This is a genomic window from Paraburkholderia sp. 22098 (assembly GCF_052045935.1).
GTDB lineage: Bacteria > Pseudomonadota > Gammaproteobacteria > Burkholderiales > Burkholderiaceae > Paraburkholderia > Paraburkholderia caledonica.
Genome location: NZ_JBQEPV010000024.1, coordinates 56,727 through 73,278, shown reverse-complemented (window position 1 = coordinate 73,278; position 16,552 = coordinate 56,727). Strand labels below are relative to the sequence as shown.

At 62.4% G+C, this 16,552-nt stretch carries 16 protein-coding genes; 5 read left to right on the top strand and 11 right to left on the bottom strand.

The genetic code is table 11. From position 1 onward, the window contains the following. Positions 1–163 precede the first annotated feature (163 nt). Positions 164–1,063, bottom strand: coding sequence for a prolipoprotein diacylglyceryl transferase (lgt, locus tag ACTJLB_RS31510; protein WP_020065160.1), 900 nt, complete (start codon positions 1,061–1,063; stop codon positions 164–166). Between the two features lie 113 nt (positions 1,064–1,176). Continuing rightward, positions 1,177–2,166, bottom strand: coding sequence for a LysR family transcriptional regulator (locus ACTJLB_RS31505; RefSeq protein WP_440785580.1), 990 nt, complete (start codon positions 2,164–2,166; stop codon positions 1,177–1,179). Positions 2,167–2,297: 131 nt separating this feature from the next. On the opposite strand from ACTJLB_RS31505, the gene ilvD reads away from it, so the two are divergent. Together ilvD and ACTJLB_RS31495 are read left to right on the top strand one after the other, a co-directional pair. Beyond that, entirely contained in the window at positions 2,298–3,971 is a 1,674-nt protein-coding gene (gene ilvD, locus ACTJLB_RS31500) for a dihydroxy-acid dehydratase (protein WP_408127549.1), read from the top strand. Positions 3,972–4,126: 155 nt separating this feature from the next. Then, a complete protein-coding gene (locus tag ACTJLB_RS31495; RefSeq protein ID WP_440785579.1) occupies positions 4,127–4,468 on the top strand; it encodes a c-type cytochrome in 342 nt (113 codons plus the stop codon). Positions 4,469–4,546: 78 nt separating this feature from the next. On the opposite strand, the gene ACTJLB_RS31490 is transcribed toward ACTJLB_RS31495, so the two are convergent. The 3 genes from ACTJLB_RS31490 to ACTJLB_RS31480 form a co-directional block, all read right to left on the bottom strand. Then, positions 4,547–5,260, bottom strand: a complete 714-nt coding sequence (locus ACTJLB_RS31490; protein WP_440785578.1) for a DUF2486 family protein — start codon at positions 5,258–5,260, stop codon at positions 4,547–4,549. A gap of 90 nt (positions 5,261–5,350) precedes the next feature. After that, positions 5,351–5,767 carry a DNA polymerase III subunit chi gene (locus tag ACTJLB_RS31485; protein ID WP_020065155.1) on the bottom strand — a complete coding sequence of 139 codons (417 nt, stop codon included), beginning with the start codon at positions 5,765–5,767 and terminating at the stop codon, positions 5,351–5,353. Positions 5,768–5,846: 79 nt separating this feature from the next. Beyond that, a complete protein-coding gene (locus ACTJLB_RS31480) occupies positions 5,847–7,358 on the bottom strand; it encodes a leucyl aminopeptidase (protein WP_020065154.1) in 1,512 nt (503 codons plus the stop codon). 137 nt (positions 7,359–7,495) lie between these two features. Between ACTJLB_RS31480 and lptF the strand changes: the two genes are divergently transcribed. The 3 genes from lptF to ACTJLB_RS31465 are packed head-to-tail and all read left to right on the top strand — an operon-like array spanning position 7,496 to position 10,137. After that, positions 7,496–8,593 carry an LPS export ABC transporter permease LptF gene (lptF, locus tag ACTJLB_RS31475; protein ID WP_020065153.1) on the top strand — a complete coding sequence of 366 codons (1,098 nt, stop codon included), beginning with the start codon at positions 7,496–7,498 and terminating at the stop codon, positions 8,591–8,593. 3 nt (positions 8,594–8,596) lie between these two features. After that, positions 8,597–9,745, top strand: a complete 1,149-nt coding sequence (lptG, locus tag ACTJLB_RS31470; RefSeq protein ID WP_020065152.1) for an LPS export ABC transporter permease LptG — start codon at positions 8,597–8,599, stop codon at positions 9,743–9,745. 11 nt (positions 9,746–9,756) lie between these two features. Then, positions 9,757–10,137, top strand: a complete 381-nt coding sequence (locus ACTJLB_RS31465) for a sirohydrochlorin chelatase (RefSeq protein WP_310065652.1) — start codon at positions 9,757–9,759, stop codon at positions 10,135–10,137. Positions 10,138–10,218: 81 nt separating this feature from the next. On the opposite strand, the gene cobA is transcribed toward ACTJLB_RS31465, so the two are convergent. The 6 genes from cobA to ACTJLB_RS31435 all read right to left on the bottom strand — a co-directional run bounded on the left by cobA (position 10,219) and on the right by ACTJLB_RS31435 (position 16,448). Further along, the gene (cobA, locus tag ACTJLB_RS31460; RefSeq protein ID WP_204520378.1) at positions 10,219–10,974 is read right to left on the bottom strand and encodes a uroporphyrinogen-III C-methyltransferase; all 756 of its coding nucleotides are present in this window, start codon (positions 10,972–10,974) and stop codon (positions 10,219–10,221) included. Between the two features lie 53 nt (positions 10,975–11,027). Continuing rightward, positions 11,028–12,344, bottom strand: coding sequence for a sulfate adenylyltransferase subunit 1 (locus ACTJLB_RS31455; RefSeq protein WP_027804174.1), 1,317 nt, complete (start codon positions 12,342–12,344; stop codon positions 11,028–11,030). 17 nt (positions 12,345–12,361) lie between these two features. Continuing rightward, positions 12,362–13,324 carry a sulfate adenylyltransferase subunit CysD gene (gene cysD, locus ACTJLB_RS31450; RefSeq protein ID WP_027775707.1) on the bottom strand — a complete coding sequence of 321 codons (963 nt, stop codon included), beginning with the start codon at positions 13,322–13,324 and terminating at the stop codon, positions 12,362–12,364. A gap of 124 nt (positions 13,325–13,448) precedes the next feature. Beyond that, positions 13,449–14,201 (bottom strand): phosphoadenylyl-sulfate reductase, encoded by a 753-nt coding sequence (locus tag ACTJLB_RS31445; RefSeq protein WP_020065147.1) that lies wholly within the window; start codon positions 14,199–14,201, stop codon positions 13,449–13,451. Further along, complete coding sequence (locus tag ACTJLB_RS31440) at positions 14,198–14,746, bottom strand: DUF934 domain-containing protein (protein ID WP_440785577.1); 549 nt, start codon at positions 14,744–14,746, stop codon at positions 14,198–14,200. The genes ACTJLB_RS31445 and ACTJLB_RS31440 overlap by 4 nt, the downstream gene beginning before the upstream one ends. A gap of 22 nt (positions 14,747–14,768) precedes the next feature. After that, complete coding sequence (locus ACTJLB_RS31435; protein ID WP_020065145.1) at positions 14,769–16,448, bottom strand: nitrite/sulfite reductase; 1,680 nt, start codon at positions 16,446–16,448, stop codon at positions 14,769–14,771. Positions 16,449–16,552: the final 104 nt, after the last annotated feature.

Genomic DNA, 16,552 nt, shown 5'->3' with positions numbered 1-16,552 from the left:
CCTCCCCACGCTCGGTCGCCCTCACGCAGTTGCGCTTTGCTTCGTTCGCTGTGGTCAGCTCACGATGGGACTTGCACCCACAAGATTGCGCCCATGCTGGGCGCACAAAGAAAAACGCCACGGCATGCCGTGGCGTTTTTTATTCAGAACACAACGTGCCGCGCTACGGCAGCGCGTGCGCCGGTTCGCCGGGGCTGCGACGATACGACCACACGAGCATCGCGATGCCAACGAGGATCATCGGCAACGAAAGCCATTGGCCCATGGAGAGACCCATGGCGAGCAGGCCCAGGAAGTCGTCGGGCTCACGGGCGAATTCGACCGTAAAGCGCGCGAGGCCATAACCGATCAGGAACACCGCCGAAATAGCGCCGAGCGGCCTTGGCTTACGCGAGAAGAAGAACAGCACGAAGAAAAGCGCGACGCCCTCGAGCGCGATCTCATACAACTCTGACGGGTGACGCGGCAGCATGTGATATTGCGCGAAGACTTCGTTCAGCTTCCATTGCGCGGCCAGTTGCGGATGCGCGGCGAGCCATGCGGCGTCGTCGGGCGCGGCACCTGGAAAGAGCATCGCCCACGGCGCCGACGGATCGGTCACGCGCCCCCACAACTCGCCGTTGATGAAGTTGCCGAGACGCCCTGCCGCCAGTCCTGTCGGCACCATCGGCGCGACGAAGTCGGTGACTTGCAGCCACGAGCGTTTGCGCTGATAGGCGAACAGCACCATGGCGAGCGTCACGCCGAGGAACCCGCCGTGAAACGACATGCCGCCTTCCCACACCTTGAAGATGTCGAGCGGATGCGCGAAATAAAAGCTCGCTTTATAGAACAGCACGTAGCCGAGCCGGCCTCCGAGAATCGTGCCGAGCACGCCGTAAAACAGCATGTCGTCGATATCTTTGGGTGTCCAGCCTTGCGCCGCGACGAACGGCAAACGCAGCCGCAGCCGGCCGACGACGATCGCCGCGATGAACGCGACGAGGTACATCAGTCCATACCAGCGCACGGCGAGCGGCCCCAGATGAATGGCAACGGGGTCGAAATTCGGGTGAATGAGCATCGTGTTGTTATGGGCAGTTCGGGTTCAAAAACTAGTTTGTATCGATAAGGCGCGGCTTGCGCCGTCTGCGTTGGACGGCTGCGCATGCAATGCGTTCGCCGCAGTCACGTTAATTACGGTGCGCGGGCAGCTTGCCCATCGGCACTCGCCGCATGCGCCCGCACGATTTCGATGAAGCCCGCCAGCACCGGGCTCACTTTCGCGGTTCGCCACACGAGCCCGGTTTCGATAGCGGGCACCGACTCGGACAACGGCCGGTACACGACGCCGGTCCGGCGCAGGTTACGCAACGATTGCGGCACGAGTGCGACACCCATGCCGGCCGACACAAGGCTCACGATGGTCTGCATCTGGATCGCCTCCTGCCCGACCCGCGGCTGAAGCCCCGCCACGCCGTAGCAATCCATAATGATGTCATAAAAGCCAGGCGCCAAACGTCTTGGGAAGATGACGAGCGGCGCATCGGCAAGCTCACGCAGGCTGACCGGCGTGTCGAGCCATTCCGCATGCGGGTCGCCGCCACCGCCCGCAGCGCCGCCACTGGCCGCCACGCGCGCCGCCGTGTCGGTCGACATGGCGATCACGAGCGGCTCGCGCGCGATCGGCAGCCACGAGAGTTGCGCGGCATGGCGAGACGGCACGGGGGCAATCACGAGCCCCGCGTCGATGCGTCCGGCGACGAGTTCGTCCACCTGCACGTCGCTGGTTGCTTCGGTGAGTTCAAGCCGCACACGCGGATAACGAGCGCCGAAGTCGCGCAGCAAAAGCGGTAACAAGCCGTAGTCCGCCGTCGAAACGAATGCGAGCGACAGCACGCCCGCCTCGCCGCGCGCGAGGCTCTGTGCAAGCGGCCGCAAGCCCTCCGCAGCCGCCAACAGACGCTGCACCTCGGGCAGCAGATCCGCGCCCACAGGCGTCAATTCAACGGACCGCTTGGTGCGCGCGAACAGTTGCACCCCAAGCGTTTCCTCCAGCGCACGGATTGCCTGCGACAGAGGCGGCTGGGTCATTGAAAGGCGCGCGGCCGCGCGGCCGAAGTGCTTTTCTTCGGCGACGGTCACGAAATAGCGCAACTGGCGCAGGTCAGGAACGGCAGGCAGCATGATTAATACATTTTACGACCTATTCGGCCGTCAATAATATATTGGACACGCACATCGCAAAATTGCATTCTTGCCTGACGGGTCCGAACTACACTGGACCGACCAGCAAAACAAACAGACCGGAGATCCTCATGCCCTACAACCGTCGTTCGAAGAACATCACGCAAGGCGTGGCCCGTTCGCCGAACCGCTCGATGTACTACGCACTCGGCTATCAGAAAGAAGATTTCGACAAGCCGATGATCGGCATCGCCAACGGCCATTCGACCATCACGCCGTGCAACGCCGGTCTTCAGCGACTTGCCGACGCAGCCGTCGCCGCCGTCAAGGGCGCGGACGCGAATCCGCAGATCTTCGGCACGCCGACTATTTCCGACGGCATGTCCATGGGCACCGAGGGCATGAAGTACTCGCTCGTGTCGCGGGAAGTCATCGCGGACTGCATCGAGACATGCGTGCAGGGCCAATGGATGGACGGCGTGGTCGTGATCGGCGGCTGCGACAAGAACATGCCGGGCGGCATGATCGGCCTCGCGCGCATGAACGTGCCGGGCATTTACGTGTATGGCGGCACGATCCGTCCGGGCAACTGGAAGGGCACGGATCTGACGATCGTGTCGTCGTTCGAAGCCGTCGGCGAATTTACGGCGGGCCGGATGTCGCAGGAAGACTTCGAAGGCGTCGAACGCAATGCGTGCCCGTCGACGGGATCATGCGGCGGCATGTACACCGCCAACACGATGAGCTCGTCGTTCGAGGCGCTCGGCATGTCGCTGCTCTATTCGTCGACAATGGCCAATCCCGATCAGGAAAAGGTCGACTCGGCCGCTGAATCGGCGCGCGTACTTGTTGAAGCCGTCAAGAAAGATCTGAAGCCGCGCGACATCATCACGAAGAGGTCGATCGAAAACGCCGTGGCCGTGATCATGGCGACCGGCGGCTCGACCAATGCCGTGCTGCACTTTCTGGCAATCGCGCACGCGGCGGAAGTCGAGTGGACCATCGAGGACTTCGAGCGCATGCGCAAAAAGGTGCCGGTGATCTGCAACCTGAAGCCCTCGGGCCAGTACGTCGCCACCGACCTGCACAAAGCCGGCGGCATTCCGCAAGTCATGAAGATCCTGCTCGATGCGGGTCTACTGCATGGCGATTGCATCACCATCACCGGCAAGACGCTCGCTGAAGAACTGAAGGACGTACCGGCCAAACCGCGCGCGGATCAGAAGGTGATCTTTCCGATCGATCAGGCGTTGTACAAGGAAGGCCACCTCGCGATCCTGAAGGGCAACCTGGCCGAAGACGGCGCGGTCGCGAAGATCACGGGCCTGAAGAACCCGGTGATCACGGGTCCGGCTCGCGTATTCGACGACGAGCAAAGCGCGCTTGAAGCGATCCTCGCCGACAAGATCGTTGCCGGCGACGTCGTCGTGTTGCGCTATCTCGGCCCCAAGGGCGGCCCGGGCATGCCGGAAATGCTGGCGCCGACTTCGGCGATCATCGGCAAGGGTCTCGGCGAAAGCGTCGGCCTCATCACCGACGGACGCTTTTCAGGCGGCACCTGGGGCATGGTGGTCGGTCACGTCGCACCCGAAGCATTCGTGGGCGGCACGATCGGCCTCGTGCACGAAGGCGACTCGATCACGATCGACGCGCACAAGCTGCTCCTGCAACTAAATGTCGACGACGCCGAACTTCAGCGCCGCCGCGCCGCATGGCAGCAGCCGCAACCGCGTTATACGCGTGGCGTGCTGGCGAAGTACTCGGCTCTCGCACTGCCGGCCAACAAGGGCGCCATAACCGGCTGAGGCAACGAGCCAGGACCGCACTTGCGGTGACCCGAGAGCCTGAAGACCGGTCAAGCCCTACGTAAAAGCGAAAGGGGCGCACGAAAAACCGTGCGCCCCTTTCCTTTTATAATGTTCTGACCACAAGCCGGGCTACCGCACCGGCGGAGACCAGAATGAAATCAATGTCGTGTACGGTGCTTGCAACGGCTGTTGCATTCGTGACCATGTCGATCGGCATCATCCCGGCCGCGCATGCCGAGGCGCCCACGGGACTTGCGCTTGCCCAACAGCAGAACTGCATGAGCTGCCACTCGGTCTCACGTCCGTTCATGGGGCCGGCGCTGCACGATGTCGCCGCGAGATATGCCGGCCGCGAAGACGCCGCTATCTATCTGAAGCACAAGATTCTGGACGGCAGCACGGGCGTATGGGGCCCGGTGCCCATGCCCGCGAATACGCAACTTACGCCCGATCAGGCGGCTGCGCTGGCGGGCTGGGTGCTCACGCTTAAATAATCCTGGCTGATTGGTTAGCCTGGGCGTGAGCGGAACTCCACCGGTCGCGCCTCGCTCGGGGCACCGCTGCATCGACTGTCACGCGCCGCCCGATCGACGGGCAATCTCCGCTTCAACCGCTTCGCGTACCCAACCGGTCATCTGGTTCTCAAGAGTCGATACGACTTCACGCGTGACCTGATCGACGAGCCGCGTCGCGTGCTCTTCGACAGCGCTGCGACAACGTGCTTCGATGACGCCGCGCCCTTCGCCCGCGAGGAATCCCGCGACCCGCTCACGCAGCCGCTCGGCGATGCGTTCGGCATCGATATCGGATTGGCCGTGCGTGTCCGCTTCCTGAGCGATATCCGGCGGCACCGAGGCGGCTGCTTCAAACGGCGGCGGCGGTTCCGTCCGATCAAACGTGGCTGCGGACGCTGCCAGCGCGTCGTCATGCGTATGGTCGGCTTCGGCCGAAACATGCGGCCGCGGTTTGTTCTTGACATGAGCGTGATCGGCCGTCGAACGCGCCTTATCGGTTACGGCAGCGTTAGCCGCAGTCCCCAAAGGCTGCGGCGCAAGCACCGGCTCCGGCGCACGCGTTTCTTCCGGTGTGAGGACCGGCTGCGGCGCGAGTTCGGGCTCCGGGGTGACGTCCGGCTGACGAAGCGTTTCCGCTTCACGCAGCGGCGTTTCCGCTGGCGCAGCAGCCGGAGCAGCGGCGCCGGCCTGCGGCTCGCGACGTTGGGCCACATGGCCCGGCACCAGCACTTCGCTCAGAACCGGGATGGAGTTATCGTTGGGATCGGACACCTGCGCCCTCCGTATTTGAGTCGTAGCGAAAGCAGGCCGCGTATGCGCCGAATCGCCTCGACAGGGCACAACGCGACGCGGAACGGAAACCTAACCGCCCTGCTTGTAGTTGTTCAAAGCATAGCCGCGATCGCGATAGAAGCGGTAGCGTTCGCGGCCCGCAGCGAGTTCGTCGTGTGCGTTACCGACCACTTCCAGCAATCTTTCGAAGCGCGCGAATTGCGCGGGCACGCTCGCGCCCAGATTGAGCAGCACCTGATGATGAGGGACGTCGTCGAGATTCGTGGCCAGCACGATCGGCGTTTGCGCGGCGAGCGGCGTGCCGGCCATGCAGTGCGGCACGAAGTCGAGCGCGGAGAAGGTCCACAACTGTTCGTCGAAAGCGCGCAGGCGCTCCGGCTCGGCCACGACGATGGTGGGCTGTCCCGCCTGATACGCCTTGCGCACCAGGCGGCATGCATACAGCAGCGAGTCGCCGACGTTCGAGTGAAAATCGATTCTCGTCATGGGCGACTCCTGCTGGCGCGCGGTGCGATCGCTCGGGCACGTGCCAAGCGTGCCACGCGTGCAACGTTACTGCGATGCGTCATTGCGCGGCGCGGTCGATCAGGAACTGCGCGAGGAGCGGCACCGGACGACCTGTCGCGCCCTTCGCCGCTCCGCTCTTCCATGCGGTGCCGGCGATGTCGAGGTGCGCCCACGGATACGCGTCGGTGAAGCGCGACAGAAAGCACGCCGCCGTGACGCTGCCCGCCGGACGCCCGCCGATGTTGGCCAGATCGGCGAAATTCGACTTCAGCTGTTCCTGATACTCGTCGTCGAGCGGCAGGCGCCAGGCCGGGTCGGATGCCTCACGCGATGCGTCGAGCAACTCGCCCGCGAGCGCGTCGTCTTTGGAGAAGAGGCCGCTGTTGTGATGGCCGAGCGCGATGATGCAAGCACCCGTCAGCGTGGCGATGTCGATCACCGCAGCGGGCTTGAAGCGTTCCGCATAAGTGAGCGCGTCGCACAAAATCAGGCGCCCTTCCGCGTCGGTGTTCAGCACTTCGATCGTCAAACCCTTCATGCTGGTGACGATGTCGCCCGGCTTGGTGGCCGTGGCCGAGGGCATGTTCTCGACCGCGGGAATGATGCCGACCACGTTGATGTTCAGGCCCATTTCGGCGACGGCGCGCAACGTGCCCAGCACCGAACCGGCGCCGCACATGTCGTACTTCATCTCGTCCATGCCTTCGCCTGGCTTGAGCGAAATGCCGCCCGTGTCGAACGTCACGCCCTTGCCGACCAGCACCACCGGCGCGGCCTTCGCGGCGCCGCCCTGGTACTGCAGCACGATGAACTGCGCGGGTTCGACCGAGCCGGCCGTGACCGACAGGAACGAGCCCATCTTCAGCGCTTCGCACTGTTTTTCGCCGAGCACTTCGACCTTCAGCTTCCAGTCTTTGGCAAGCTTCTTCGCCGTGTTCGCGAGATAGGTCGGCGTGCAGACGTTGCTCGGCAGATTGCCGAGGTCGCGCGTGAGATCCATGCCGTTGGCAAGCGCCGCGCCCTGCTTTGCCGCGAGCTTGGCGGCTTTCTCGTCGCCTGTATTCACGCTGAAGACAATGCGCTTCAGTGCGCGCGCAGAGTTGTCCGGCTTGCTCTTCATTTGCGTGAACTTATAGGTCAGTTCGCGCAGCGCGAGGATCGCGGCGCGCACGCCCCAGTCGGCCGTACGCTCGAGAATAGGCAGTTGGGCCAGCGTGAAGGTGACCTGCACGACCTTCGTGGCGAGCAGCGCGCGCCACGCCGCGCGCACGGCTTCGCCATAGGCTTTCTGACTGAAAGCGTCCTGTTTGCCGAGGCCAACGAGCAGCACACGCGACGCGCCGATACCCGAGACTTCGTGCAGGAACAGCGTGGTGCCCGCTTTGCCGTCCATGTCGCCCGCCTTGATGATGCGGGTCAGGAGGCCCTTGGTGGCCGCGTCGATCTCAAGTGCCGCGCCCGAGAGCGTTTGCGACTCGAACACGCCGATTACGATGCAATCGGATTTCCCGGTGAGGAAACCGTTTGACGAGCCTTTGGTCCAATCACAGGCTTTTATGCTAAAGTCCATCGCGCTTGTCCTCGGATAAAATCTGGGCTTAGGATGAAAGCCGCAATTATCCGCTATTTTTCCCGCGGCGGCTGCACCGGAGGCGTGACGGGAAGCAACCCGCGCGTCGCTGAGAGCGCCCCCTCTCGTCATCAATAATGATCTTCGAACGCTCCCTCCAGCGCGAACTCGCGTATACGGCTGGTGCCGTGTTCATGGTTCTCCTCACGCTCGTGCTGACCACGATGATGATCCGCATCGTCGGCTTCGCGGCGCAGGGCGAAATCGACCCGCGCGACGTGCTGGTCCTGATCGGGCTGACCGTGATCGGCTATCTGGCCATCATGCTCGTCGCCACCCTGTTCGTGTCGATCCTGTTCGTGCTGACACGCTGGTACAAAGACTCCGAGATGGTCGTGTGGCTGTCTTCGGGCGTGAGTCTCACGCAGTTCATCAAGCCGATTGGCATCTTCGCCACGCCGATCATCATTCTCATCATGTTCTTCGTGTTCGTCGGCTGGCCGTGGTCCAACCAGCAGAGCAAACTGATCCGCGCGCGTTTTCAACAGCGAGACGAAGTTTCGCTACTCGCGCCCGGCCAGTTCCGCGAATCGGCGAGCACTCACCGCGTGTTCTTCATCGAAAAGATGTCGCCCGACCAGGGCCATGTGGAGAACGTGTTCGTGACGAGCACGGAGAACGGCAAGGTCAACGTGGTCGTGTCCAAGAACGGCCACACCGAAACGCATAAGAACGGCGACCGCTTTGTGGTTCTGGAAAACGGCCGCCGCTATGAGGGCGAACCGGGACACCCGGATTTCCGCATCATGGAGTTCGAGCGTTACGGCGTCAAAATCGAGAGCCAGCCGGTCGTCAATACGACGAGCACCACCGGCACGCCCACGCTCACGCTGCTGCGCAATCCGACCAGAGACAATCTCGCAGAGTTCGCATGGCGCGCCGGTCTGCCGCTCATCGCGATCAACCTGATGCTGCTCGCCATTCCGCTAGCGCATCAGAACCCGCGGCGCAGCCGCACGATCAATCTTGTCATGGCCGTGCTGATCTATCTGACCTATTCGAATCTGTTGAACGTCGTCCAGTCGTGGATCGAGCAAGGCAAGATGTCGTTCGGGGTCGGGCTCGTGAGTCTGCATGTGATCGTGGCCGCGGTTGTCGCGTTCATCTTCTGGCTGCGCGTGCGCAACCGGCCGCTGTTCACGCGGGCCATGTTCACCCGTTCGCAGGGAGCGTGACCGATGCGCATCTATGAAAGGTACTTCGCGCGTCAGATCTATCTCACGTTCATCTTCATTCTGTTCGCGTTTTCGGGCCTGTTCTTCTTCTTCGACCTGATTAACGAACTCAATTCGGTTGGCCACGGCAACTATAAATTCCAGTACGCGGTACTGCGCGTCGCGCTGCAAACGCCGTCGCGTTTCTACGAAATCATTCCGGTTGCCGCGTTGATCAGCGCGATCTACGTGTTCGCGCAAATGGCGGCGAACTCCGAGTACACGATTTTCCGCGTATCCGGGCTTGCCACCAATCAGGCCTTGCGCTCCCTGCTGAAAATCGGCATTCCGCTCGTGTTTCTCACGTATCTGATCGGCGAAGTGGTCGGTCCGTACACGGATCAGTTGTCGGAGCGGGTGCGGCTGGAGGCGCTGGGGTCGTCGGTATCGAGCAACTTCCAGTCGGGCGTGTGGGTGAAAGACACGCTCACGGCGCGCGCGGACGGCGAGCAGGTTACGCGCTTCGTGAACGTCGGCGAACTGAAGCCCGACGCGACAATCAGTAACGTACGGATTTACGAGTTCGATTCGAAGTTCCGGCTATCGAATGTGCGCATTGCGAAGTCCGGCGTATATCAGCCGCCGGGGCATTGGCAATTGACCGGCGTAACCGATACGCAATTAATCGACGTGCCGCCGCCTCCGGGCACGCCGGCCGACGCGCTCAATCCCGTGTATCGTGCAAAGCAGGTTGCGCTGCCTGAATATTCGTTGCGCTCGGAGCTTACGCCGCAGATTCTTTCGGTGCTGCTCGTGTCGCCGGACCGCATGTCGATGTTCAATCTGTTCCGCTATATCCAGCATCTGACCGAGAATCATCAGGACACGCAGCGTTATGAAATCGCGCTGTGGCGCAAGGTGCTGTATCCGTTTGCCGTGTTCGTCATGCTGGTGCTGTCGCTGCCCTTCGCGTATCTGCATACGCGGGCCGGCGTGGTCGGCATGAAGGTGTTCGGCGGGATCATGCTCGGCATGAGCTTCCAGTTGTTCAACACGCTGTTCTCGCATATCGGCACGCTCAACACCTGGCCCGCGCCGCTAACGGCGGCAACCCCGGGGCTGGTGTATCTGGTGCTGGGTCTCGTCGGGTTGAAATGGGTTGACCGGCACTAGGAGCCTTTGTCATGGCTACACATGGATTGGTGTTGTTCGGGCATGGCGCGAGAGATGCGCGCTGGCGCGAGCCATTTGAGAGGCTGGCGCAGAAGTTAATAGCCGCACGAGCGCACGATGAAGACGCGCAGGCAGTGAGCCTCGCCTTTCTCGAATTGATGGAACCGGATTTGCCCACGGCTATCGGACAGCTTGCTACGCAAGGTTGCGCGCTCGTCACCGTGGTGCCCGTGTTCTTCGGGCAAGGCGGACATATCAGGAAGGATTTGCCCGAGTTAATCGAGCGGTGCCGGGGGCTCTACCCGGCTGTCGAAATTCGCTGTGCGGTGGCGGTCGGCGAGGACGAAGCGGTTCTGGACGCAGTTGCAGCGTATTGTTTGCGGCAGGTTTGAGAAGGCTGTTCGCGCCGCCGATTGGGGCGCACGTTCGAACCGGGCCGAGCATCGCCTTGAATCGGAAACGCAGTCGAAAACCTAAGCCGCCACTAACATCCCACTCGCAGACTGAAGCGCGCTGATCTGCCGCTCAGCAAACGCCTCCCCAATCATCACCAGACTCGGCTGCGAAGCATCCACCCATCTTTGCGCTTCGCCAGCAGCAAGCTTTTCGAGCGTCAGCGTCAACATCCGCTCACGCTCGGTACTGCAAGCCTCGACAATCGCGACAGGCGTGGAAACGGGCTTGCCCGCATCGATCAATTGCTGCGCAATCTCAACGCCGCTATCGCGGCCCATGTAAAACACGAGCGAATCGGCGTTCACCTGCTCGCGGATTTCGTCGGAGCCCGGCGCGCGGCTGAACGTCGCCAGCGCGACACTGCGCGATACGCCGCGCAAGGTCAGCGAGCGCTTGAGCGAGGCGGCGCTTGCCAGCGCCGCCGTAATGCCGGGCACGACCTCATATTCGATGCCGGCCGCCTCGAGAGCGCGCATCTCCTCATCGGCGCGACCAAACAGCATCGGATCGCCGCCCTTCAGGCGGACCACCACCTCGTGCTCCAACGCGGCATCCACGATCTGCTTGTTGATGAACTGCTGCGCCGTCGAGAGTTGTCCGCAGCGCTTGCCCACCGCAATCCGGCGCGCGCTGGACGGCGCGTAATCGAGCATCGCGGGCTCCACCAGCGCGTCGTGCAGGACCACATCGGCGGTCGCGAGCAGCCGCGCGCCGCGCACCGTAATCAGGTCCGCAGCACCCGGTCCAGCACCGATCAGATAAACCTTACCCATTTGCCTCAGCCTGTTCGTCAGGGGCGTTCGCGGTGCGCGGCTGCGCCAATCATTTACGCGGAAAACGCCCGGATCATCCCGGCCGCGACCGTGTGATGAGTCGCTTCGTCGATCAGCACGAACGCACCCGTGCCCTGATGCGAGTCATACACGTCGCACACCAACGGCTTTTGCAACGTCAACGCTACGCGGCCGATATCGTTCATCGCCAGTTCGCGGCGATCGGTCGACTGCGACAGCGTATGCACGTCGAGCACTTCCTTGATCGCGCCGATGCGCGCGAACACCGTATTGGTGGTCTGCTTCAGCAGATACTTGCGTTGCGTGGAAAGCGGCGTGTCGTCGAACCAGCACAGGTCGGCTTCGAGTTTCTTCGCCGGCTCCGGAGCCGCTTCGCGCAGAACGAACGTATCGCCACGCGACACGTCCACGTCTTCCGCGAGACGGATCGTCACCGTTTGACCGGCGAACGCGCGATCCACCTGCGCCGTGCCGCCGACCACCGGCGCGATGATCTCCGCAACCGTCGCTTCGCGGTTGGCCGGCAACACGACGATCGTGTCGCCCACCTTGACCTCACCCGCTTCCACACGGCCCATGTAGCCGCGGAAATCGTCGGCCTGGCTGCCATCCTGACGCGCCACCCATTGCACCGGGAAACGCAGCGCCTGGCCCGTCGGCACTTCGACCGGCAACGCTTCGAGCAGATCGAGCAGCGGCTCGCCCGCATACCACGGCATGCTTTCGCTCGCCGTCACGATGTTGTCGCCCTTCAGCGCCGACACCGGCACGAAGCGCACGTTGCTCAAGCCGAGTTGGCGCGCGAGATCCACATACGCGTCGCGAATCTCGTTGAACCGCGCTTCGCTGTATTCGACCAGATCCATCTTGTTGATGGCAACGATCACGTGCTGCAAGCCGAGCAGCTTGACGATCGCGCTATGACGCTTGGTTTGCGGCAGCAATTGCGCGACGCCGTCGACGAACGTCACCCGCGTTGCGTCGACCAGAATGATCGCCGCGTGCGCGGTCGACGCGCCCGTCACCATGTTGCGCGTGTACTGCTCGTGGCCCGGCGTATCGGCGATGATGAACTTGCGCTTCGCGGTCGCGAAGTAACGATAGGCGACGTCGATCGTAATGCCCTGCTCGCGTTCGGCTTCGAGGCCGTCGGTCAGCAGCGACAGATCGATTTCGTCGCCCACGGTGCGCTTGTTCTTCGCGCGCGACAGTGCGGAAAGCTGATCGCTCAGAACCGCTTTGCTGTCGTACAGCAGGCGGCCGATCAACGTGCTCTTGCCGTCGTCCACGCTGCCAGCGGTAATGAAGCGAAGCACGCCGAGGTCTTCCGGTTGATGAATATTCATGATTGCATTGCCTCGTGTGCTTAGAAATAACCCTGCTTCTTACGCTGTTCCATCGCGGCTTCGGAGACCTGATCGTCCATCCGCGTCGCGCCGCGTTCCGTGATTTCCGTCACGGCCGTTTCGGCGATGATCTTCTCCAGATCGTCCGCGTCGCTCTCGACCGGGCACGTGCAGCTAATGTCGCCCACGGTGCGGAAGCGCACCTGTGCCGTTTCGCTGACTTCGCCTTCGCGCATCGGCGTGAGCGGCGTGACCGGCACGAGCAGGCCATTGCGTCGCACGATCTCGCGTTGGTGCGCGTAGTAGATCGACGGCAGTTCGAGCTTTTCGCGAGCGATGTATTGCCACACGTCGAGTTCGGTCCAGTTCGAGATCGGGAACACACGCAGATGCTCGCCGTTATGCAGACGGGCGTTATACAGGCTCCACAGTTCCGGGCGCTGCGCTTTCGGGTCCCACTGGCCGAACTCGTCGCGGAACGAGAAAATGCGCTCTTTCGCACGGGCTTTCTCTTCGTCACGGCGCGCGCCGCCGATCAGCGCGGTATAGCCGTGCTGTTCGATGGTTTCGAGCAGCGTGACGGCTTGCGCCGCGTTGCGCGAATCCGTTTCGCGGCGCAAACGCACCGTGCCGCGCTTGATCGAATCTTCAACGTGACCGACCACCAGTTCCGCGCCGATCTCTTTCGCGCGACGGTCGCGGAAGTCGATCACTTCGTCGTAGTTATGACCGGTGTCGATATGCACGAGCGGGAACGGCAGCACGGTCTTGCGATTTGCGCCGATGCCGAAGGCCTTCAGCGCGAGCGCCAGCACGACGACCGAGTCCTTGCCGCCCGAAAACAGCAGCGCGGGCTTGCTGCATTCGGCAACCAGTTCGCGCAGGATATGAATCGACTCGGCTTCGAGCCAATCGAGGTGATCCATCCGGTTCGCCGTGTTGGCAAGCGGAGCGTTGACAGTGGAATCGAGCGTGGTGCTCATGTTTGGGTCCTTCGTTGATTCGCTTGTCGAGCGGTTGCCCGTGAAAGCGCTGATATTCAATTCGGTATGTGCGGCGTGAAGTGGCAAAGCCAAGTCCTCGACGCAACACAATTCAGGCAATGCATCAGGCCGGAGCGTTCTCGCCGCGGTCCACTGCAATCGGCGTAATCGTCGTGATATGAAGTCCGCATTCCTTCGTGTCGCGCGATTCCCACCACCAGCGGCCGGCCCGGCTATCTTCGCCCGGACGCACCGCACGCGTGCAAGGCTCGCAGCCAATGCTCGGATAACCGCGCGCATGCAGCGGATTCACCGGCACGTCGAACGCTTTCAGATAATCCCAGACCTCAGCCTCGGTCCAGTCGGTCAGCGGATTGAACTTCGCGATGTTGCGCGCGGCGTCGTGTTCTTCCTCGTGCAATTCGGCACGCGTCACCGACTGCTCCCGACGCTGGCCCGTCACCCACGCGCTGACGTCCGACAGCGCACGGTTCAACGGCTCGACCTTGCGGATTTCGCAGCAGCGCTTGCGCAGATCGACGCTCTCATAGAAAGCATTCAGCCCATGCGACGCGACGTATTCGTCAATCGCGGCAGCCTGCGGATGAAACTGCTCGATGTCGTAGCCATAGCGCTCTTTCACACGATCGATCATGCCGAGCGTCTCGGCATGCAAGCGGCCGGTATTCAACGAGAAGATGCCGATCTTCACGCCGCGCGACAAAATCGCATGCGTGAGCAACATGTCTTCGGCGGCGAGACTGCTTGCGAGCTTGACGTTCGAGTGACGAGCAGCGATCGAATCGAGCAGCGCGTCAAGGCGCTCGACCTTCGCGGCGAGTTCCGGCGTGAGCGATTGCAACGAGGCGGCGCTCATGCCGAAGCCTTCTGCGAAGCAGAGGACGAAGCAGCGCGGCGGCGGAACAGCGGCGCCGGTTCGTCGAACGCGCCCTGGTATTGCACAGTGAAATCGTCGAATGCTTTCAGCGCGTCGCTGATGTCCTTGTCCGCGCGCACCGCAAAAGCGTCGAAGCCGCAACGGAACATCAAACGCACCTGGTCGCGCAGCACGTCGCCGATCGCGCGCAGTTCGCCCTTGTAGCCATAACGCTCACGCAGCAGGCGGCCGATGCTATAACCGCGGCCGTCACGGAACACCGGGAAGTCCACGGCGATCACTGCAAGCCTGTCGAAGTCGCCGGCAATGTCCGCCGGCTCGCTGTCCGGCGCGAGCCACACGCCCAGTTCAGCGCCGCTGCGCGAAGCGCTCAACGCATCGCGCTCTGCCTTCCACAACGCGAGCGGCACCAGCACGCGGCCAGCCGGCAGTTCGTTCACCGCAGGCAGCGAGCCGTCTTCCGCCGGGCGCACGAGCGTCCAGTCATCGTTGACGATCGCGCGGTTCTTGATGATAGAAGCCATCTGTTCTGTATCCTTTGCGCGGTTACGCGTGAGCCGGTTGACGCGACGCGTACACGCGTTCCTTGAACGGAGCCATGCCGATGCGGGTGTACGTGTCGATGAAACGCTCGCCTTCATGGCGGTTTTCAACGAACGTGTCGATCACCTTCGTCATCACGTCCGGCATTTCTTCCGCCGAGAACGACGGGCCGATCACGCGGCCCAGCTGAGCGCCGCTTGCGCCTGTACCTTGCTCGCCGCCGAGCGTCACCTGATACCACTCCGAGCCGTCCTTATCGACGCCCAGAATGCCGATATTGCCGACGTGGTGATGACCGCAAGCGTTGATGCAACCCGAGATGTTCAGAGATACGTCGCCCAGGTCGTACACGTAATCGAGATCGTTGAAACGTTCCTGGATGGCGAGCGCAATCGGAATCGACTTCGCATTCGCGAGCGAGCAGAAATCGCCACCCGGGCACGCGATGATGTCGGTCAGCAAGCCGATGTTCGGCGTTGCGAAACCTTGTGCCTTGGCCTTTTCCCACAACGCGAACAGGTCGCGCTTTTTGACGTTCGCGAGAATCAGGTTCTGTTCGTGCGACACGCGGATCTCGCCCAGCGAGTACTCGTCGGCCCAATCGGCGACCGCTTCCATTTGCGCGTCGGTGGCGTCGCCCGGCGCGACTACGCCGTTCTTCAGCGACAGCGTGACCGCTGCATAGCCCGAGACCTTATGCGGACGCACATTGCGCTCCACCCAGCGGGCGAACGCGCGGTTTTCCAGCAGATGCTTTTCGAACGAAGCGTCCGTGTCGGCCAGCTTCTCGTACACCGGTGGCTGGAAGTATTGCGACACGCGATCCAACTCGGCCTGCGTGAGCGTCGAAGGGCCGTCCTTCAGGTGCTGCCATTCTTCCTCGACCTGCGCGGCGAACTTCTCCGGGGAGAGCGCCTTCACGAGAATCTTGATGCGCGCCTTGTACATGTTGTCGCGGCGGCCGTAGCGGTTGTACACACGCAGCACGGCTTCGCTGTACGTCAGCAGGTGTTGCCATGGCAGGTCTTTGCGGATCACCGCGCCGACGATCGGCGTGCGGCCCAGACCGCCGCCCGCCAGAATGTCGACCACGAGTTCGCCCTGAGCATTGCGCTTCACATACACGCCCATGTCATGAATCTGCACGGCGGCACGGTCTTCGTGCGAACCGGACACGGCGATCTTGAACTTGCGCGGCAGCCACGCGAATTCGGGGTGGAACGTCGACCATTGACGCAGAATTTCCGCCCACGGACGCGGATCGACGAATTCGTCCGGCGCCACGCCCGCGAACTGATCGGCGGTGATGTTGCGGATGCAATTGCCCGAGGTCTGAATGCCGTGCATCTGCACCGACGCGAGCTTGCGCAGAATCTCCGGCGTTTCCTCGAGCTTGATCCAGTTGTACTGGATGTTCGAACGCGTGGAGAAGTGGCCGTAGCCCCGGTCGTGCTCGCGCGCGATCTGCGCGAGCATGCGAAGCTGGTCGCTGCGCAGATTGCCGTACGGAATCGCGATGCGGTGCATGTACGCGTGGCGCTGGTAGTACAGGCCATTCTGCAGGCGCAGCGGACGGAACTCCTCTTCGCTCAATTCGCCCGACAGACGGCGGCGAACCTGATCGGCGTACTGCGCGACCCGTTCATCGACGATGGTCTGGTCGTACTGATCGTATTGGTACATTCGGGGACCCCAATTTTTTTGCGTTACCGCGTGACACGAGGCGATCCGGTTTCGCCGCGCTCTGAACATCTGTGTTTGTCAGCTGGATCGAGTCAGGGTTTAGA